Source organism: Citrobacter enshiensis (assembly GCF_029338175.1).
In the GTDB taxonomy this organism is placed as follows: Bacteria; Pseudomonadota; Gammaproteobacteria; order Enterobacterales; family Enterobacteriaceae; genus Citrobacter_D; species Citrobacter_D enshiensis.
Genome location: NZ_CP119862.1, coordinates 3714951 through 3736437, shown reverse-complemented (window position 1 = coordinate 3736437; position 21487 = coordinate 3714951). Strand labels below are relative to the sequence as shown.

The 21487-nt window shown below is 55.2% G+C and carries 8 protein-coding genes; 4 read left to right on the top strand and 4 right to left on the bottom strand.

Annotated features, from left to right (window positions below; genetic code table 11):
• Positions 1–40 precede the first annotated feature (40 nt).
• Positions 41–3124, bottom strand: a complete 3084-nt coding sequence (locus P2W74_RS17840) for a beta-galactosidase (protein WP_276292662.1) — start codon at positions 3122–3124, stop codon at positions 41–43.
• Positions 3125–3245: 121 nt separating this feature from the next.
• On the bottom strand, positions 3246–4337 hold the full coding sequence (locus tag P2W74_RS17835; protein WP_276295220.1) for a LacI family DNA-binding transcriptional regulator: 1092 nt from the start codon (positions 4335–4337) through the stop codon (positions 3246–3248).
• A 169-nt stretch (positions 4338–4506) separates the two neighbouring features.
• On the opposite strand from P2W74_RS17835, the gene P2W74_RS17830 reads away from it, so the two are divergent.
• Positions 4507–5115 (top strand): class I SAM-dependent DNA methyltransferase, encoded by a 609-nt coding sequence (locus P2W74_RS17830; protein ID WP_276292661.1) that lies wholly within the window; start codon positions 4507–4509, stop codon positions 5113–5115.
• A gap of 8 nt (positions 5116–5123) precedes the next feature.
• Here the strand turns inward: P2W74_RS17830 and P2W74_RS17825 are convergent, their stop codons facing one another.
• Together P2W74_RS17825 and P2W74_RS17820 are read right to left on the bottom strand one after the other, a co-directional pair.
• Positions 5124–6077 carry a GlxA family transcriptional regulator gene (locus P2W74_RS17825; RefSeq protein ID WP_276292660.1) on the bottom strand — a complete coding sequence of 318 codons (954 nt, stop codon included), beginning with the start codon at positions 6075–6077 and terminating at the stop codon, positions 5124–5126.
• A 21-nt stretch (positions 6078–6098) separates the two neighbouring features.
• Positions 6099–6875 carry an MBL fold metallo-hydrolase gene (locus P2W74_RS17820; protein ID WP_276292659.1) on the bottom strand — a complete coding sequence of 259 codons (777 nt, stop codon included), beginning with the start codon at positions 6873–6875 and terminating at the stop codon, positions 6099–6101.
• 282 nt (positions 6876–7157) lie between these two features.
• Here P2W74_RS17820 and P2W74_RS17815 point away from each other — a divergent pair, with 282 nt between their 5' ends.
• Genes P2W74_RS17815 through P2W74_RS17805 form a run of 3 tightly spaced genes read left to right on the top strand, consistent with a single transcriptional unit; the run spans position 7158 to position 21181 of the window.
• Positions 7158–8816 (top strand): ShlB/FhaC/HecB family hemolysin secretion/activation protein, encoded by a 1659-nt coding sequence (locus P2W74_RS17815; protein WP_276292658.1) that lies wholly within the window; start codon positions 7158–7160, stop codon positions 8814–8816.
• Positions 8817–8828: 12 nt separating this feature from the next.
• Complete coding sequence (locus tag P2W74_RS17810; protein WP_276292657.1) at positions 8829–20726, top strand: hemagglutinin repeat-containing protein; 11898 nt, start codon at positions 8829–8831, stop codon at positions 20724–20726.
• Positions 20723–21181, top strand: a complete 459-nt coding sequence (locus P2W74_RS17805) for an immunity 42 family protein (protein ID WP_276292656.1) — start codon at positions 20723–20725, stop codon at positions 21179–21181. The genes P2W74_RS17810 and P2W74_RS17805 overlap by 4 nt, the downstream gene beginning before the upstream one ends.
• Positions 21182–21487 lie beyond the last annotated feature (306 nt).

Genomic DNA, 21487 nt, shown 5'->3' with positions numbered 1-21487 from the left:
TACGATGAATGCGGGCAGGTGCGAACCTGCCCGATTATTATTATTTTTGACCCCAGACCAGATGGTAATGATAACGCCCGGTGCTGAGCTGGAATTCCGGCGAGACGGAAGGACTCCACGAGTCATCGCCGCCGACGCCCATATGGAAGCCATCAATATTGAGCCAGGTCCCGGCTTCCGGTTGTAGCAAATGGCGGTGGCTGGTGGTCATCAGTTGCTGCTGGCTGTAGCGGCTGATGTTGAAGTGGAAGTCGCCGCGCCAGCGGTGTGCGCCATATTTCAGCTCGCGGGTGCCGCAGCGCAGGCCGTTTTCGCTGGGGAAGACGTAGGCGGTATACATCTCATCCAGCGGGAGATCCCAACGGTCGAAACAGGCGGAGGAAAGGCGATCCGGATAGTTTTCGTGTGGACCCAGTCCCAGCCAGTTCACCCGTTCTGCGATCTGGGCGAGCTGGCAACTCAGACCGATACGCGCCGGATGCGGCGTACCGCTGGCGACCTCAACATCCACGCTTATCTGCATCTCACCATGACCGTCGATTCGGTACGTTTTACGGCTGATAAACAGCGTTTCGCCCTGATATTGCCAGGCATGAGTGGTCGTGATCTGCACCGCGCTGGCGAGTGCGTCGGCGTCGCATTGCAGCAGCACTGCTTGCAACTGGTAATGCCCGGCGGCCTTCCAGCGTTCAACCCACGCGTTCGGGTCGATGCGCGTGACTTCACTCACCCCGATATCGTTGTCCAGCGGCGCACGCGTGAACTGGTCGATAAGCGGGGTCAGCAACTGCGCTTCTTCATTGATCCAGTACTGTGTCAGTACCCCCTGCTGGCGGCTGAATTCCCAGCGTTTATCGTTCGCCGTAATGTTGAATGCTGTCTCGCTGGCGGTGAGCTGCGGGGCTTTGTTGGCGCGCGAAGGCAGTTGCGTGCAGAGTTTCTCGCTAAGCTTCCACTGCTGCCAGGCGCTGATATGTCCGGCCTGCGACCAGGCGGTTGCCTGCGGTTGCTCTACATGTACCGTCAGCCACAGCTGACCTGCGGTTTCCGGTTGCGGGAGTTCCGGTAGCGTGATGACCTGGCATCCCTGCGGCGGGATATCCAGCGTCACTTTACCTGCGGCCAGCGGTTTACCCTCCCGCGCCAGTGACCAGTGCAGAATCTCGTTATCGCTATGGCGGAACAGATATTCGCTGGTTACTTCAATCGTGCATTCTGCGCCCGGCAGTTGCGAAAACTGAAAAAACTGCTGTGCGTGTTTCGCTTCATACAGCGCGGGATGCGGCGTGCGATCGGCAAATACCAGCCCATTCATACAGAACTGGCGATCGTTGGGCGTGTCACCAAAGTCGCCGCCGTAGGCGGACCAGGGCTGACCGTTTTCGTCATGTTTGATCAGTGACTGATCGACCCAGTCCCAGACAAATCCGCCCTGCAGGCGTGGATACTGGCGAAAAGCCTGCCAGTATTTGGCATAACCGCCGAGGCTGTTGCCCATCGCGTGGGCGTATTCGCAGAGGATCAGCGGACGCTGTTCGCCGGGCATCGACAGCCATTTTTTTATCGACCATTTCGGGACGGCGGGGAAGGGTTGATCCTGATCGACGCGGGCATACATCGGGCAGATGATGTCGGTTGCGGCAGTATTCGCGCCGCCGCCTTCATACTGAACCGGGCGAGAGGGATCTTCGGATTTCAGCCAACGGTACAGCGCGTCATGATTAGCGCCGTGGCCGGATTCGTTGCCCAGCGACCAGATGATAATGCAGGGGTGGTTACGATCGCGCTGTACCATACGCGTGACGCGCTGGCTCATGGCAGGCAGCCAGGTCGGATCGTCGCTCAGGCGATTCATCGGCACCATACCGTGGGTTTCGATATTGGCTTCATCCACCACATACAGCCCGTAGCGGTCGCACAGGGTATACCAAAGCGGATGATTCGGGTAATGGGCGCAGCGCACGGCGTTAAAGTTGTTCTGCTTCATCAGCAGGATGTCCTGCACCATAGTCTCTTCGTCCATCACCTGACCGTTTTTTGGGTGATGTTCATGGCGGTTGGCGCCACGGATTAGCAGCGGTTTGCCGTTCAGCAGCAACAGTCCATTTTCAATGCAGACCTGGCGGAAGCCGACGTCACAGGCTTCCGCCTCAATTAGCGTACCGTCTGGCGTGTGCAACTGAACGACGGCGCGGTACAGATTTGGCGTTTCTGCGCTCCACAGCGCCGGGCGCTCGACGTTAATGCGCAGCGTCGTGCGGTCTGCGTATGCGCCGCGCTCATCAATGATATCGCTGCCAAACGGTGAGGTGCTTGTCCCGGTTAGCGTGTCTCCCTGCCACAGTTGTACGGTGACGCGGAGATCGTCACGCGGGACGCCCGCCAGTCTGACGTCCGTCTCCAGCACAGCACGGCTGAAATCATCGTTAAAATGGGTGTTGACGCGCAGGTCGCGGATTTGCGTATCCGGTTTATGCAGCAAAGAGACATCGCGGAAGATACCGCTCATGCGCCACATGTCCTGATCTTCCAGATAGCTGCCGTCGCTCCAGCGCAGCACCATCACCGCCAGTCGGTTTTCCCCCGTGAGCAGAAAATCGCTGAGATCAAATTCGGAGGGCAGACGACTGTCCTGGCCATAGCCCACCCAGCGGCCATTGCACCACAGATGAAAAGCTGAGTTCACGCCATCAAAAATAATGCGGGTCTGCCCTGACTGCCGCCAGCTTTCATTAATATCAAATGTGAGCGAGTAACATCCCGTGGGGTTCTCAGCCGGAACATACGGGGGATTCACCGGGAACGGATAGGTGATGTTCGAATAGATGGGGACGTCGTAGCCTTCCATTTGCCAGTTTGAGGGTACGGTAATGGTATCAGTATGCGGCAAATCCCCCGAAAGCCAGCTTTCCGGGACCGCTTCCGGGGAGGCAAACCAGGCAAATTTCCATACACCGTTGAGGCTTCGTCGTTGCCCTGACGGCAGATTATTTTTCGCTTCATCAGCAGTACGCCAGCTATAAAACGGAGGATGCGCTTCAAGGCGATGATGCTGCGTGACACCGGGGTTTTCCCAGTCGCGCCGAGCCAGCACGGCGACGAGTGAATCTGTATTCAGGGTCATAGCTGTATCCTGTTTAAATTTGTTATCCGCTCACAATTTAAAACAAAATACGAACAATGGATTCTTGCTGTAAAGGATGGGACGCTCAATGAGTGAACTGACTCACATAATTGTTATGCGTTCACATTTTTGGTTTGAGCTGCGAAATCTGCCGCGCCAGTTGAATAAGTGAATCAGCCAGCGCCTGAGGAGAGGCTGCCTGGGAACCGGGATGGTGTACCGTTTTGCGCTTAACCAGGCTAACGGGTAGCAATTGGTTACCCGTGACAGCTTTACCCTGAGAGAGTTTTAGCAGTCTGTCGACGCTGGTCTGCCCGAGCAGCGCGAAATCCTGTCTGATGGTCGTGAGCGGCGGGATGTAGCAGGCACTGTCCTCGGTATCGTCATAGCCAATAACGGAGATATCGCTTCCCACGCGCAGACCAAACTCGCTGATTGCCCGCATCGCGCCCAGTGCCATCTGATCGTTAGCCACCAGCATCGCGTCGGGGATGATCCCCGCATTGAGCATTTGCTGTGTCTGTAAAAAACCGGACATCGCGCTCCAGTCCCCTTGTCTTTCTGCGACCGGCTGTAGCTGATAGTCGGCCAGATATTTATGCCAACCTGCCAACCTTAGTCGGGCGGAAACAGACGAATGCGGCCCGGCCAGTAGCGCAATGCGCTGATGCCCATACTCGACCAGATGTTCAACGCCCAGACGCGCGCCGTCGTCATGGGAAAAAATAATGCTGTTAATCGGGGAGAGGTCGGATACGTCGAGAAACAGTACCGGAACGTTGCCGCAGGTTTCCGCGACAGCGATGGCATCGTTTTCTTCCAGCGGGTAGTTGATAATCAGCCCGGTTACACGCTGGGAAAGCAGGTTATGCACCGCCGCTTTGCAGGCCTCCACGCCGCTGCGTTCGACCATGGCGATCACCACGCTGGCGCCAGAACTGTCGGCGCGGGATTTAATCGCCGCGACAATTTGCGAAGGGGCGTGCAGCGCAAGGTTGGCGGTAGCAACGCCAATGAGTGGGGTCTGTTTACCCGCCAACTGCTGGGCGACACGGTTGGGAATGTAATTGAGCTCCGCCATCGCGGCTTCGACTTTTTCACGGGTTTTGGCGGAAACGTGACTGGCCTGATTCACCACGCGGGAGACAGTCTGATAAGAGACACCTGCATGGTCTGCCACATCGTAAAGTGTTACCGGTTTCACACTCATCACCCTGATCATTACGTTATCCACGCGCTATCATGCCACAACGCAGACGGTTTTGGTTATTTGTGGTTCTTGTTCTGCGAGGCTCATTCCAGGGGAATGGATCTCGTGATGGCAGATCTGGAGTATTTATGCTTAACCTAATGATAGAACAGCAGAAAATAGTGAGGGAAATGTGAGTGACTCTGCGGCAAAGAACATTTTGTCTATCTACCGACGTCACGCTGATGCCTATGCCAGCCAGCGCTCGCGGACACTGTTCGAAAAATGCTGGCTGGATAAATTCATCGCCGTCATTGGCGGGAAGGGAAGCATTCTCGATATCGGTTGTGGGAATGGTCAGCCGATTGCTGACTATTTTATCCAGCAAGGTTTCCAGCTTACCGGTGTTGATGGTTCTGCGGCGATGCTGGCGCGCGCCCGGGCGTCCTTTCCCAGTCAGCGCTGGCTGGAGCAGGATATGCGCGAATTAACGCTCAATGAAACCTTTGACGGTCTGATTGCGTGGGACAGCTTTTTCCATTTAACCCAGCAGGACCAACAAAAGATGTTCCCGATTTTTGCCCAGTTGAGCCATTCTGGCAGTGCGTTAATGTTTACCAGCGGCCCCGAAAACGGGATCTCCATGGGGCAATTTGAGGGTGAACCGTTGTTCCATGCCAGTCTTGCCCCACAAGAGTACCGCGCCCTCCTGTCGGCGATCGGCTTTGAGGTCGTAGATATGATGATGGAAGATCCCCACTGCACAGGGCATACCATTTGGCTGGCGAAAAAACGAGGTTAAGCGCTCGCTCACGCCACGCCCTGGAAGGTTTTGCGCCATTCAGCGGGGCTGACGCCAAAATGAGATTTAAAATGCTGGCGCCAGGTCACCGGTGAAAGAAACCCGACCTGTTCCGCAATCCGCTCGACCGGGAGATGGCTGGACTCCAGCAGTTCCTGGCTGCGGCGCAGACGCTCGGTAATTAGCCACTCGGCCACGCTCGATCCTGTGGCTTTCATAAAATGACGCGTCAAGGTGCGGCGGCTCATCATCACCTGCTGCGCCAGCGAGTCCAGGTTATGCTGTTCGTGGATGTGCATGCGTAAATAATCGATTAGCGCGTTGATGCGCTCATCCTGGGTGTTTTTTGGCACGGGTTGTTCGATAAACTGTGCCTGACCCCCCTCGCGATGCGGTGGGACAATCATCCGCCGGGCAATCTGATTAGCTACCACGCTGCCAAAGCGTTGACGGATAACGTACAGGCAGCAATCCAGTGCCGCGGCGGTTCCTGCCGAGGTAATAATGCCCTCGTTGTCCACGTACAAAGCGTTAATATCAAGGTGAGTTGTGGGGAAGCGCGCCTGAAAATCCTGCTCAAATTCCCAGTGGGTGGCGGCGCGTTTACCGTCAAGCAAACCCGCGTAGCCCAGAACGAAGGCTCCCAGACAAAGCCCGACAATCTGCGCGCCATTATTCCGCGCGCTAATCAGCGCGTTAAGTAAACGCTGCGGTGGGCGATTCGCCGTGGTGTTCCAGTAAGGGATGACTACGATGTCTGCATCGGTCACCGCCTCATAGCTGTGAGAGGCGGTAACCGAAAATCCATCCTGTGAGCTGACAATTCCTGGCTTTTCTGCACAGATCTGTACCTCAAATCGTTTTTTCGCAGCCATTTTTTCGCTGAAAATGATGCAGGGTACCGAGAAGTGGAAAGGGCTGAAATCTTCAACGGCGATAATGGCGACGGTGACAGGGTGCATAAGATTCCTCATCGTGAGTCATTAAAATGTGAGCGTTTCACCATCCTCCGGCACGTTCACGAATTCTGCAATTTGGTTATCCCGGGCATACTGCCTGAGCGCGTCACGGGTGAGCAGGCAGTGGTTTATGGCTTCCATATGGGTGGCCACAATCTGTGCCTGCGGCAGCGCGAAGTGGGTTTTTAGCACATCTTCCGCGCCCATAATGATCGGGCCAAAACCGAGGACGTGCGCAAACCCTGCATTCACGACCACCACGTCAGGCTGGAAGGTCGACATCGCGGCTTCCACCTCGTCGCGCCAGATCGTATCGCCGACCAGATACAGCGTTTTCTCCTCAGGATGCTGGAAAATGACCCCACAAGCCTCCCCTAAACGTTCCGCCATTTGCGGAACCGCGTAAGCGCGATCCGAACCGTGCTGACCGCCGGTTTTACGCAGGGTGATGTCGCCCAACACGGTATTATCCGACAAAACGGTAAGCCGGGTGAAGCCCTGATCCCGCAACGTTTGTGCATCCTGGGCATTTTGCACGTAGACAGGTTTGTCCTTGGGTATTGTGCGAGCCGCGACTTCATCCCAGTGATCTTCATGCAGGTGGGTGACGATCAGGACATCGACTTTCAACAGCGTGTCAATATCGCACGGTAATTCCACCGTCGGATTACGGATCTCCGCGCGCGCCGTTCCGGCAAATCCTGGATATGCGCCTTGCGGAGCCAGCATGGGGTCTACCAGAAACGTTTTGTGGCCAAAGGTGATGAGCTGTGTGGCATTACGGATTTGGGTGATGTTCATGATGTTTACTCCACGTGGTGAGTCAGTGGTGCCATCGTAGAGTGTTGTCCAGAAGATGAATGTGGGCAAATGGGCAAGTAACGATGGGATTGGGCCATATGGACGGAGTGAAAATTTAACTTAAAAAACAATTTATTCTTAAAAGCAATAGGATATAAATGAAATAGCACTTAATGCCTTTACTTTTATTTGCATATTGTGCTTTTTTGCGTGACTTAATTACAGTCAAGTCCATGATCGGACTTTTAATTGGGGGTTGTGGTGAAGTTCAGGGAAGAAAAAATGGCAGTTTTACTGGCAGGACTGTTTTTAGTGTCCTTCGCCCCCGTTTCTGCCGCACCGTTATCACCAGCCGATCGTAATACTATTCAGCAGCAACAGCAGCAGTTGCTCGATGACAACCAGCGTCAACGTGAAGAGTTAGAGCGGAGTGTTACCCTTCCCGGCGCGACGCCCCCGGTGGCCCCCACCGCGTCCGAAGGCCGGTGTTTTACGATTTCGCGGATTGACGTTGACGGCACAACGAAATTGTCAGCCTCTGCCGCCGCGAAACTGACTGCGCCGTGGGTGAATCAATGCCTGGATGTCCCCCGACTGACTGAACTGACGAACGCGATTTCTGACTGGTACATCAGTCGTGGTTATATCACCAGTCGCGCCTTTTTAACCGAACAAGACCTCTCATCCGGTGTACTGCACATTGCCGTACTTGAGGGAAAACTGCAGCAAATTCGTCTGGAAGGCGTACCGTTGCGCACGCTGAAGATGACCTTCCCGGGGCTGGAAGGCAAAATTCTTAATCTGCGCGATATCGAACAGGGAATGGAACAACTTAACCGGGTTCGTCAGACACCGGTTGAAATCGAAATTTTACCGGGGGGCCAGCAGGGGTTCTCGATAGTTAACCTGACTGCCGCACCAGAATTTCCGCTTAATGGCTCAGTGAGCTTTGATAACAGCGGCCAAAAGAGTACCGGGACGGGGCAACTGAGCGGGGCGTTATTCGCTAACAATATGCTCGGCCTGGCGGATAAATGGTTTATCAGCGGCGGGCGAAGTAGTGATTTTTCCAACAGCAAGGATGCGCAAAATTTTGCCGCTGGCGTGAGTCTTCCTTACGGTTACGGACTGCTTGATTACAGCTATAGCTGGAGTAACTACCTCAGCACTATCGATAACAATGGCTATTTATGGCGTTCCAGTGGTGATAGCGAAACGCATCGTCTGAATGGCTCCTGGGTGCTGTTTCGTAATGGCGATATCAAGACGGCATCATCGCTGGGTCTGACACATCGAATTAACCACAACAAGCTGAATGACGTGTTGCTGGAGACCAGCAGTCGCAAACTTTCCAGCGTTTCAGTGGGCATCAACCATACGCAAAAAATAGCTTCCGGCGTTGCTACGCTCAACCCCACGTTTACTCAGGGGGTGCCGTGGCTTGGCGCAGAGGATGACAACCACAAACAGGGTGATGTGCCAAAAGCGGAATTTCGCAAATGGAGCGTTAACGGCAGTTTTCAGCGCCCGCTGGCAGAGAAACTGTGGTGGCTGAGCAGCGTCTATTTTCAATGGTCTCCGGACCGGCTTTACGGCAGCGAACGTTTAACGCTGGGCGGCGAGACGTCAGTACGCGGCTACAAAGAGCAATACATTTCCGGGGACAATGGCGGCTACTGGCGAAATGAAGTGAATTATTCACTCTTTACGCTACCCATGCTCGGGCAGATTGGTGCAATGGCGGCATTCGACGGCGGTTGGCTGAAACAGGATAGCTTTGATCGCTATGCTTCCGGCACGTTGTGGGGAGCCGCGCTGGGATTAACCAGTTCAGGTCGTTGGTTCTCCAGCCAGTTTACCGTAGGAACCCCAGTGAACTATCCGGACTGGCTGGCACCGGATCACCTCAATGTGTATTACCGCGTATCAGTGGCATTTTAAGGGACAAGGACGATGGAAAAGGATCAGGTTCGTTTTTCTCAACGCGCGATTAGCGTCTTACTGAGCGTGCTGTTGACGACTCAGCCGTTATTCCCGGCGATTGCTGCCACGATCACCCCGACCGGTAATACGCAGATGGATAAGGCGGCCAACGGAGTGCCGGTGGTCAATATTGCCACACCGAATCAGTCAGGAATCTCACATAACAAATACAATGATTACAACGTGGGCAAAGAGGGGCTGATCCTTAACAACACCACCGGGCAATTTAATCAAACCCAACTTGGCGGCATCGTTCAGAACAACCCGAACCTGCAGCCCGGAAGGGAAGCTGCGGGGATCATCAACGAAGTCACAGGGACCAACCGTTCGCAGCTACAAGGTTACACCGAAGTAGCGGGCAAAGCCGCCAACGTAATCGTTGCCAACCCCTATGGGATTACCTGTAACGGCTGTGGATTTATCAACACGCCAAACGTCACCCTGACCACCGGTAAACCGGTGCTGGATGCTAACGGTAATCTCCAGTCGTTAGATGTGAGCAAAGGCAGTATCACCATTGAAGGTAAGGGGCTGGATGGCAGCCAGAGCGACGCGGTGTCAATCATTGCCCGTGCCACGGAAATCAACGCGCAACTGCACGCTAAAAATCTTAATGTCATCGCCGGGAGCAACCGCGTAGCGGCAAATGGTCAGATAAGCAGTCTGAAAGGCGAGGGAGACGCGCCGAAAGTGGCGGTAGATACCGGCGCGTTAGGCGGGATGTATGCCAACCGAATTCGCCTGGTCTCCAGTGAAAAAGGTCTGGGGGTTAACCTGGGCAATCTCAATGCCCGTCAGGGGGATATCACCCTTGATGCCAGTGGCAAATTAACCGTTAAGTCCAGCCTTGCCAGCGGTGCGCTTACCGCTCGGGGAGACGGCGTGTCGCTGACCGGGAGCCATAAAACCGGTGGCAGGATGGACATCAGTAGCTCTGGGGCACTGGCGTTGCAGGAGGCAAATCTCTCCAGTGGTGCAGACGTGCAACTTGCCAGCGATGGCAATATGACAATCCGTGGCGGTGGGATTGCCGCAACGGGTGGGTTGAAGGTTGCCGCTAAACAGGATGCCACGATTACCGGTGCCACTCTCGTCAGTCAGAATACCGCATCGCTTGGTAGCGACGGTACGCTGACAATCACCGACGGCAGCCTGACCAGTAAGAAACAACTGGACGTCGCAGGGACTCACGGGCTGACACTGGCACGTACCACGCTGGGTAGCAATGCCGACGTCGCTCTTAACAGTAAAGGTCGCCTGTCGGCGAGTGGGAGTGCGATCTCCGCCGACAACGGGCTGACGCTGAAGGCGCAACAGCTCGCACTGGATAATACCAGTCGGGCCGATGCCGGAAGGTCGTTAAACCTGAGTGCCGGCGATATTAACAGTCAGGGGCAGGTTAACGCGGGTGGCGACCTGACGCTTTCTGGTTCGCATGTCGTTAACGGCGGCACACTTGCGGCGAAAGGTCGTCTTGACGCGTCCGCGTTAAACATCGAAAACAATGGTGTGCTGCAGGGTAACGGTGTTTCGGTGAACAGCGAGTCGCTGGTGAACCGGGGGACGCTGGCAAGCGGCGGTGCACTTGCGGTGAAAGCGAAAACGCTTATCCAGCAGGGCACACTGAGCGCAATGGCCGATGCGAACATTCTGGCAGACGGTACACTGCGTAATGAGGGCAGTTTGCTGTCCAGCGGCGCACTGGCGGTGCGGGCCGGTGTCGTTGAACAAAATGGCACCCTTTCCGGCGATCAGGCGTTGACGGTCAGTGCGACGCATTTCACGGGAGCGAAAGACTCACTGACCACCGGGCAAGGGGATGTGCAGATTAATGTTGATCAAAACGTCAGTCTGAACGGTCAGGTCAACGCTGGTGGTGCGCTTGGCGTCAAAGGAAAACAACTTACAACGGGCACGGATAGCCATCTGCAGAGCGGAAAAGACCTCGCGATAAACGCAGAAAACGTAATTCTGGACGGCGTGCAGGCAGCAAAAGGCGCCCTGGACTTGACATCTAATAGGCTCAGTCACGGTGGAAAATCCACGGGGACTCGCGTTGATTTCCGTGCGGCGCAGTCTGTTGATAACCACGGCGAACTGCTGGCCGATACCCTGGCGCTCAGCGGCGCGAAGATAACTCATAGCGGGAGCGCCAGTGCGGACCACATCTCGATTTTTGCACCTGAACTTATCACCAGCAGCGGTTCGCTGATAGCCGATACCTTAACCCTCCAGAGCCAGCACATTGTTAATAGCGGTCTGATGCAGGGCAACAAGACGTTGGCGCTGAATACCGGGACGCTGGATAACCTCGCAAAAGGCACCCTTTATAGTGCTCACGACCTGACGCTTAACATCCCGCAGTTTAACAATAGCGGGCTGGTCACCACAGGCGGCAGTCTGCACCTCACCGGTGACCAGCTGAGCAATGCCGGTGAAATCAACGGTGTTAATATCAACGGCAATTACGCCACGATGACCAGCGACGCTGGGGGGCGGTTACTGGCAGATAACCTGGTGACCCTGACTGGCGATGCGCTGGATAACAGCGGGTTAATCGCCGCAGACAGGACGTCACTGACCGTTGGGGCACTGAAAAACCAGGGCAACATACAGGGAACAACGAACCTTGTTCTCACTGCGAAAGAGGCCGTTAACAGCGGTGTGCTGCATGCAGGCCACTCCCTGGCGCTAGATGGCGCGGTATTGACCAATAATGGGGAGCTTAGCGCCACCACGTTATTGCTGACGCTGAGCGGGAAGCTGGATAACGGTATTGACGGCAATGTGATTGCTGATGGCGGGCTTGAAGTTACGACGCCGGAACTGATGAACAGCGGTCTGCTGACCGGGAATGCATTCCGACTACAAGGTCGTGCGGTTAACAACAGTGGTACGTTGCAGGGGCTCACATTATTGACCGCGACAGGCGACAGCCTGGTCAACCAGAAAAGCGGCAAACTGCTGACTGCCGGAACACTGGCGCTGAATAACCGTTCGCTCACCAATGCAGGCCTGTTGCAGGGGAATACACTGAATCTGGCCACCGGGGAGTGGATTAACACAGGCAACGCGCTGGGTGAAGCGGGGCTGACCGCACATGTCAGCGGTGCATTTACCAGCCAGGGGAAAGTGCTTAGTCAGCAGAATATGGATATTCGTGCAGTCCGTACCAACAACAGCGGTACGCTGATGGCGAAGGTACTGACGCTGCATGGCGATTTACAGAGCAGCGGCATTCTGCAGGGCAACCAGTCGCTGAGCTGGGATGGCGACAGTTTTACCAACCAGGCGGGTGGACAGGTGGTAAGTGCGCAGATGTTGGCGCTGACCGGAAAAACGCTGGACAACCTGGGGCAGATAGAAAGCCGTGATGTGACGTTGAAGACGGACACTCTGCACAACCGCAGCGGCATACAGGCGCAGGACAATCTGCGGGTAACGGTCGCCAACGCACTGGAAAACCAGGGGGCATTCTTAAGCCAGGGGGTGTTTGAACTGGCGGCGGCGCAGGTGCTTAATGACGGTCAACTGGCGGCAAACACCCTGACGTTGAACATCCCGCAACTGACGAACAATGGGCTATTACAGGGCAACAGTGCACTGCAACTGACCACGCGCGATGTGATTAACGGCAAATCCGGGCAAATGGTGAGCGGTACCGGGTTGGCACTGGACCTCCATTCACTGGAGAACCACGGGCTGGTACTGGCGAATGGCCGTTTTACGCTGGCGGGCGACCGGTTTTCCAGTGACGGCGAAATCCATGCGGATACGCTCGGTTTTACACTTAATGATTCGCTGAATAATCAGGGCAAGCTGATCGCGAAACATACTGCTTCATTCGACGCAAACAGGCTTGATAACGACGGCACGTTGGCTGCGCAGAATCTCACTCTCGACGGAAAATCCCTTCGTAACAGCGGGCTGGTGCAGGGCAACGACAGCGTTTCGGTGACTGCGGATACCCTCACAACGGAGGCGACAGGCAAATGGTTAACCCGCAACGCGCTAACGGTTAACGCGAAGGCGGTGAGTCACGACGGCGTGATGCAGGGCGATACGATCGCGCTTACCGCAAACTCACTGAATAACAGCGGCGTGCTCAACGGTCAACATGGCCTGAAGGGGATACTGAACGGGCAGCTCGCCAACCAGGGGCAGATTCAGAGCGGGGGCGCACTTTCATTCACGGCGAATGACCTGAACAACGCCGGGCGAATTGCGGGTGATACGCTTACCCTTTCCGCTGCGATGTTAAATAACGCGGGGCTGTGGCAGGGGACTAACGCTCTGACGCTCTCCGGCGATACGCTCACCACTGGCGCGACATCTCGTACGCTGAGCGGCGGCGTGCTGACCCTTAACGCCGGGAATATCGCTACCCAGGGAACGTTGCAGGGGCAACAGGTATCGGTGGCGGCTAATGACTGGCAGCACAAAGGCTCGCTGGTGAGCTCTGGTGAGCTTACGGCGAACATCAGCAACAGCCTTACCCATCCCGGCGAGCTGATGAGTCAGGGGGCGATGTCACTGACCGCGTCGCAACTTGATAACAGCGGGAAAATCCTGAGTGAAAGCGAAGTTACCCTCGACGGACAACAGCTTGCCAACAGCGGTACCGTGCAGGGAAACAACCTGGCGGTACACCAGAATCGTATTAACAATCAGGGAACGCTGACCGGCCTGCAAAGTCTGACGCTGGAAGCCCGCCAGCGCCTTATGGCGCGGATGGCGATGGCCACACCTCAGCAGGAACTGATTAACGGTGCTGGCGGCTCACTGCTGACGCAGGGAACATTGAAGGTGACATCTGGTGATGTGACCAATGCCGGATCGTGGCAGGGGCAGTCTGTTCTGCTCAGTGCGCAGTCGCTGACTAACCACGGGGCGATACAAAGCGCCGATGCGCTGCAGCTTATACTGGCGAATAATTTGACCTCCGGAGCTGGCAGTAAAATTACGGCGCTGGGCAACGGCACGCTACAGGCGCTTTCCCTGACGAATAACGGGCAATGGGCGGCAAAGAATCTGACGCTGAAGGGAACGACGCTTGATAACACTGGGGCTGTCAGCGGGGTAAACGGTCTGACGCTAGCGATGTCAGGCGCGGTCAGGCAGCAGAAAGCGGGCAGTATGCTGACCGGCGGTGCGTTGAATCTGAATGCGGCGTCTGTGGCTAACGAGGGAAAAATTCAGGGAGCGACGCTGGGCATTACGTCTGGCGCGTTGACCAACAGCGGGCGATTGCAGGGCGATAATGGCGCGACGTTGAGCCTCAGCGGTGCGCTGACCAATAACGCAGGCGGCGAGATTGTCAGCCGTCAGGGGCTAGCAGTGACCACGCCTGTCATGTCCAACTACGGCTTGATACAGGGCGGCGGTGATACCCGCCTTAACGCCACGACCCGGGCGCTTAACGAGGGCAAACTGCTTTCCGGCGCTGGATTGACGTTGACCACTCCACAGTATTCCGGCGCAGGCTGGCTACAGGCGACTCAACTCATCCTTAATGCAACAACCGCGACGAACGGTGGGACCTGGCTTGCCGACAGTGCAACGCTTGCGGGCAACCATTTTACCAACCAGGGCACCACACAGGCAGGCCAGTTGACGGTCAATTACAACCAGTTGACCAACAACGGCACGTTGCTGGGTAATGCGCGACTGACCGTCAACGCCGATCAGGTAAACCAGAATGCGACAGGCAAACTGTTCAGCGGCGGCGATTTGTCTCTTCAGAGTAAAGGTCTGGCAGCGCTGGGGCAGGTCGTCGCGCTGGGAAATATGACCCTGAAGCTGGCGAATGCCTTTACCGCTAACAGTGCACTTGCCGCCGGAAAAACGCTTTCCGTCACCAGTGATGGCGCCATTGACAACCGAAGCGTCATTCAGGGGCAGGCGGTTAATCTGACGGCGGGCGGTCAGCTCAGTAATAACGGGCAAATCACTACCGGCAGTGGCGCGAGCACGCTCAGCGGCGGCAGTGTGATGCTCAATGCCGCCGGAACGGTGCAGGGCGGTGGCGACATTGCTGTCACCAGTCGCGGCAATATTACCGTGGACGGTTTCACCGGTACGCGCGGAACGCTCACGCTTAACGCTCCGGGTGCCATCATCAATACGGCACTGCTGTATGCGGCAAATAATCTGGCGCTGTATGCCAACAGCATCACCAACCAGCGCGGCGATATTCTTGCGGGTAACTCCTTGTGGATGCAGAAAGATGCGGCGGGAAATGCCAACAGTGAAGTCATCAACACCTCCGGGAATATTGAAACGCAGAACGGTGATATCACGATCAAAACCGGGCATCTGCTGAATCAGCGGGACGGGTTGAAAGCAAACCAAACGCAAATTGCAGGATCAAATAGTATTCCTGGAATGGGGGGCGCGACTCTTGATGTCGATATCAACCAATTACCGGAAGGAAGCTACGGCGTCAATGGATATTCCTACACAAAAGAATCAGGTGCCTGCAATGCGCATGGAGCCTGTAGCTACCATCATTATTACCAGTACTACTACGCACCTTTTGCAGACTCTGCGCCGCAAAAATTCATTTCCAGCCAGATAAGAACAGATGTCACCAGTTCCGGGGGAGCCTCTCGTATTGCGTCCGGGCGCAATCTGACAATGAGTGCTTATTCTCTGGATAACCTGGCCAGTAATATTCTTGCAAACAACAATATCGCCCTTTCAGGTAACACGTTAAATAATCAAAGCTGGCAGTCGGGAACGTTAACTGATTATTTTATTTATAAATATTCCCCAGATAAGTATTCGAACAAAAAATTTGCTGTAGACAGCGTAGATGTTTTACCTCCTCGCTATAACGAAGGCAGGACCAGTAATGGTGAAACTATTTTGCTGCCAAAAGAGACGACGATAAAGTTCACTCTGGAAGGACATGACCGTGTCCAGGAAAATGGGGATATCTATCGTTCGGTTATTCAGGCCGGTGGTAATGTAGCAGCAAACTTCTCTACCGCTATTGGCAATGAAACAACATCGTCCAACGCGGGTGGGGTGGTTAATACTATCCTGACCCCAACCCTGAACACCCTAAGCCACCAGGGCATCAGCGGCGGGGTGCAAAAGCAAACGCTGGCGGGCAACGAGGCTGTTAGCGTCAACTCCCCGCAGTGGAATGATCAGCTACAAAACGCGCTGCAACAAATCAACGGTGGTGGTTCGCTGGATAGCGGTAGCGTTGCGAATACTGCATTGGACTCGATTTCCGTAACAGAGAAAAATAACGCCAGCCTGGGGCAGTTGAATGGACTCAGTCGTGCGGATATCACTGACGCCTCTCTGAATACGACCAAAGGCCGTGAATCGGGGCATTATCAGGGGAAAACGGTGGATATCAGCGCGTATCCGTTGCCTTCTGGTAATAATGGATACTTTGTTGTCTCTGATAACCCGAAAAGCCCGTACCTGATCAACGTTAACCCAAAACTTAACGGGCTGGGTCAGCTTGATCAAAGTCTGTTTGGCGATCTGAACGCATTACTGGGTATTAAACCGGGCGATGCGCCGCGTGAAACCAACAGCGCATATACCGATCAAAACCAGTTCCTGGGCTCGGCCTACATGCTGGATCGCCTCAAACTGAACCCGGAATACGACTACCGTTTCCTGGGCGATGCGGCGTTCGACACGCGCTACGTCAGTAACGCCATGCTGAACCAGACGGGCAGTCGTTACATCAACGGCATTGGCTCAGACCTCGAGCAGATGCGCTACCTGATGGACAACGCTGCCAGTGCGCAGCAGTCACTGGGGCTGAAGTTTGGTGTGGCCCTGACTGCTGAGCAGATAGCCTCGCTTGAGCAGAGCATGATGTGGTGGGAAACGGCGACCATCAACGGCGAAACGGTGATGATACCGAAGCTCTACCTGTCGCCGAAAGATGTGACCGTGAACAACGGCAGCGTCATTTCCGGGAATAACGTTCAGCTTGCGGGCGGCAATATCACCAACTCCGGTAGTTCGATACTGGCGAAGAACAATCTGACCCTCGACAGCCAGAACAGTATTAACAACCTCAACAATGGCCTGATACAGGCGGGGGGAAACCTCGACCTGAGCGCCATTGGTGATATCAATAACATCAGCTCCACCATCAGCGGAAAAACGGTGGCACTGGAGAGCCTCGACGGCAGCATCAATAACCTGACGCTGGCAGAGCAGATTGACATCACCGCGCAAAGTAAATACAGCACGGTGAACTTCAAAGACACACTGCTGGGCGCAACGGCGTCGATTACCGCACAGGACGGGCTGTCGCTTTCGGCAGGGAAAGATATCACCGTCACCGGCGCGAATCTTGCTGCGGGCGATTCACTGCTGATGAATGCCTGGGGGGATATTGCGGTCAATGCCAACCAGATTAACGACGCGCAGGGTCGCTCCGGACGCTGGGTCGCGGATACCCACCGTTCATCAGTGGACTGGCAGGGCAGCAGCATCAGCGCGGGCGGCAATCTTGGTATCAGTGCCGGAAACAACCTCAGTGTGACCGCCAGCGATGTGAAAGCGGGCAGCAGCGCCCGGCTTGCGGCGGGCAACGATCTCAATCTGTACGCGGAGCAGACCAGCGACAGCAGCCGTAACGGCGGCAGCGAGTCGCACAGCAGCGGACTTGACCGCACCACGGTTTCCGCAGGCGAAAACCTGGTGCTGACAGCCGGGCAGGACATCAACTCGCAGGCGGCAGGGCTGGCGGCGGAGAAGAATGTCGGCATCCAGGCCGGGCGGGATGTGAACCTGCTGGCGGAAGAAACCACCGACGGCAGCAGCTCGCGTTCGAAAAAGAAAACGGTTATCGATGAATCGGTGCGCCAGCAGGGAACTGAAATTGCCAGCGGCGGCAACACCACGATAATCGCCGGGCGGGATGTGAACTCGGAAGCCGCACAGGTGACGGCCAGCGGGGATATCGGCGTCGCGGCAGGCCGGGATGTGAATCTCACCACCGCCACCGAAAGCGATTACCACTACCAGGAAAAAACCAAAACCAAAAAAGGACTTCTCAGTAAAAAAACCACGCACACCATCGAGGAAGACAGCGCTACCCGTGAAGCGGGCACGCTGCTGAGTGGTGACAACGTGCAGGTGCAGGCAGGGAACAATCTGCTGGTGAAAGGCTCTTCAGTTGTGGCAGATAATGCTGTTAACCTGAACGCAGGTAACAACGTCGATATCGTGGCCGCCACCAATACCGACACCTCCTGGCGCTTTAAAGAGACCAAAAAAAGCGGCCTGATGGGCACCGGTGGCATCGGTTTTACCCTCGGTAGCAGTAAAACGACGCACGACCTGAAAGAGGCGGGCACCACCCAAAGTCAGAGCTTCAGTACCGTGGGCTCTACGGGCGGTAGCGTGGCGATTTCGGCGGGAAATCAGGCGCATATCGGCGGTGCGGATCTGGTCGCCGGGAAAGATTTAAGCCTCAGCGGCAGCAGCGTCATCATTGAACCAGGACACGACAAACGCACCCGTGATGAAACCTTCGAGCAGAAGAAAAGCGGGCTGACGGTGGCACTCTCCGGCACGGTGGGCAGCGCGATTAACAACGCGGTGAGCGCGGTGCAGGATGCGCATGAGGAGAGCGATGGCCGTCTGGCTGCGTTGCAGGCGACCAAAGCTGCCCTCTCGGGCGTGCAGGCCGGGCAGGCGGTGGATATGGCCGCGACCACGGGCGACCCGAACGCGATGGGCGTGAGCCTCTCGCTGACTACCCAGAAATCCAAATCGCAGCAGCATGCCGAAAGCGATGCGGTGACGGGCAGCACGCTGAACGCGGGCAATAACCTCTCCATCACCGCGAACGGGAAAGGCAAAGGTCCGAACAGCGGCGATATCGTGATTGCCGGCAGCCAGCTGAAAGCGGGCGGCGACACCACGCTGGACGCGCAGAACGACATTCTGCTGGGCGGCGCGGCGAATACTCAGCAGTCGAGCGGCAAGAACAGCAGCAGCGGCGGCGGTGTGGGCGTGAGTATCGGTGCGGGCGGCAACGGCGCGGGCATCAGCGTGTTTGCCAACGTCAATGCGGCCCACGGGAAAGACAAGGGCAACGGCACCGACTGGACCGAGACCACGATAGACAGCGGCAAAACTGTCACTGTCAAAAGCGGGAACGATACGGTGCTCGACGGGGCGCAGGTCAACGGCAATACAATCATTGCTGACGTCGGTCACGACCTGCTGATGAGCAGCCAGCAGGACACCAACAAGTACGACAGCAAGCAGACCAGCGTGGCGGCAGGCGGAAGCTTCACCTTCGGCAGCATGTCTGGCTCCGGTTACATCTCTGCCTCCCAGGACAAGATGAAGAGTCGCTTTGACTCGGTGTCTGAGCAGACCGGGCTGTTTGCCGGAGACGGTGGTTTTGACATCACCGTCGGCAACCACACGCAGCTTGACGGGGCGGTTATCGCATCCACGGCAACGGCGGATAAAAACAGCCTCGACACCGGGACGCTGGGCTTCAGCGATATCCACAATGAGGCGGACTTTAAAACCCAGCACTCGGGTATCAGCCTGAGCGGTGGCGGCAGCTTCGGGGAGACGTTCAAGGGCAACATGCCGGGCGGGATGATTTCGGCGGCGGGCAACAGTGGCCACGCGGAAGGGACCACCCAGGCGGCTGTCGCTGACGGCACGATAACCATCCGCGACAAGGACAATCAGAAGCAGAATGTGGCTGATCTGAGCCGCGATACCGAGCACGCCAACGACAGCATCAGCCCGATTTTCGACAAGGAAAAAGAGCAGAACCGCCTGAAAGCGGTGGGGATGATCAGCGAAATCGGCAGCCAGGTGGCGGACATAGCGCGGACGCAGGGTGATCTGAACGGACTGAAAGCAGCAAAAGAGAAATACGGCGATCTTCCGGCGAATGCGACGGAAGAGCAGCGGCAGGAGTATCTTGCAAACCTGCGTAACTCGCAGACCTACAAAGAGGAAATGGAGAAGTTCGGCACCGGCAGCGATATCCAGCGCGGTATCCAGGCGGCCACGGCGGCGTTGCAGGGGCTGGCGGGCGGCAATATCGGTGGCGCGCTGGCGGGGGCTTCGGCGCCGGAGCTGGCGCATCTGCTGAAATCAACGGAAGGTGATCCTGCGGTCAACGCGATAGCGCATGCGATCCTGGGCGGTGCAGTGGCTGCTATTCAGGGTAACAGTGCAGCGGCAGGAGCGATTGGTGCAGGGAGTGGCGAGCTGGCGGCACGTGCAATTTCCGAACTGCTATATCCGGGCGTGAAAAATCTCACTGAAGAGCAGAAACAGACGGTCAGTTCACTGGCGAGTCTTTCAGCGGGCATGGCTGGTGGGATCGCTACGGGGAACGCCGCTGGAGCCGCGACGGGAGCCAGTGCCGGGAAGAATGCGGCGGAGAATAACGCGCTAAGCAAGAAAGACAAAATTAACATCTTTGATATCAACCCGATGCTGAAAATCGGGATCGAAGATGCGAATGGCGATCCACTGAAAGGTGGAGGCGGGATTGGAAAAGGTAAGGGAAGCGCGATCCCTGTATCTGAGCCAGTTACGGCCAATAATGGTTTGGTTTACAAGTCGAATCCCAAACATACATTAGGACAACAGGGTAATAGGCCTAATGCTGGGATTGAGCCTAAGGATTCGATTAGCCTCTTTGAGCAGTCGATCCCTAGTACAAAGCAATTTTCGAATAAAGAAGTTAGATTTGCTGTTGATAATCAGGGAAATGTGCATAGATTTGAAGGAACAAATGGCCAATATCACTGGAACGGCAGCACTGGTGATAAAAATGCTCTGACAAGTGACCAAATACCAAGTGCTGTTCAGAAACAACTAGGGGTAAGAATTAAATGATTTACGGTGATCCTTTTATTTTTGCATTTCAGTTCGATGTGGTTGAATCTTGGAATACACCCGGAGACATATGGCGAAATGGGATGTTTTCGTTATATATTGAGGGCAATAAACTATTTGATGTTGTAGATGTTTTTGAATTGACAACAACGTTTAGCTTTTATTCGAAGGCAACCATCACCGACTTAAGTGTCAATGATTTATCTATTGATGCAATCGCTCTTTACAAAAATGCCAGAAATTATTTTATCGGAGATGGCGAAGTGCTAATTGATGGATTGTTTGATTTAACATGTACTGCGATGGGTGATAACGGTTGTTATCTTTATTTTCTCAAAACAAGCAATGGCGATAGGTTAGTATGGAGCACAGATTGTGGAAGAAAAGTTAAAGAAGCAATACTTCCACGAGGAACGGTACATAGTGTGATTAATCAACTTCGGGAATTTTCATAAACCTCATTCATCTTCCACTTATTCTAAAAAGTGGATCATGAGAACAAAAAGTCACTGCAAGGGTTGTGGTGTTGGTGAGACAAAAAACGCTTAACAGTGCAAAAAATCCCTGGGGCGAAGGTATAACAGACAAAAAAGGTTGTAACCTACGGAAAGGACAGGGAAAAGCCGGGTTAGCGACAGAAAGCCGCACAGGAAAGAGTTGTTGTTGAGAATAATGCGCTGAGCTTTGGTAATGGTTTTGAAAGCAATGCTGCGGCGGCTGCATCATGGAACCAGTATGCGGTAAACAATAACCTGACACCG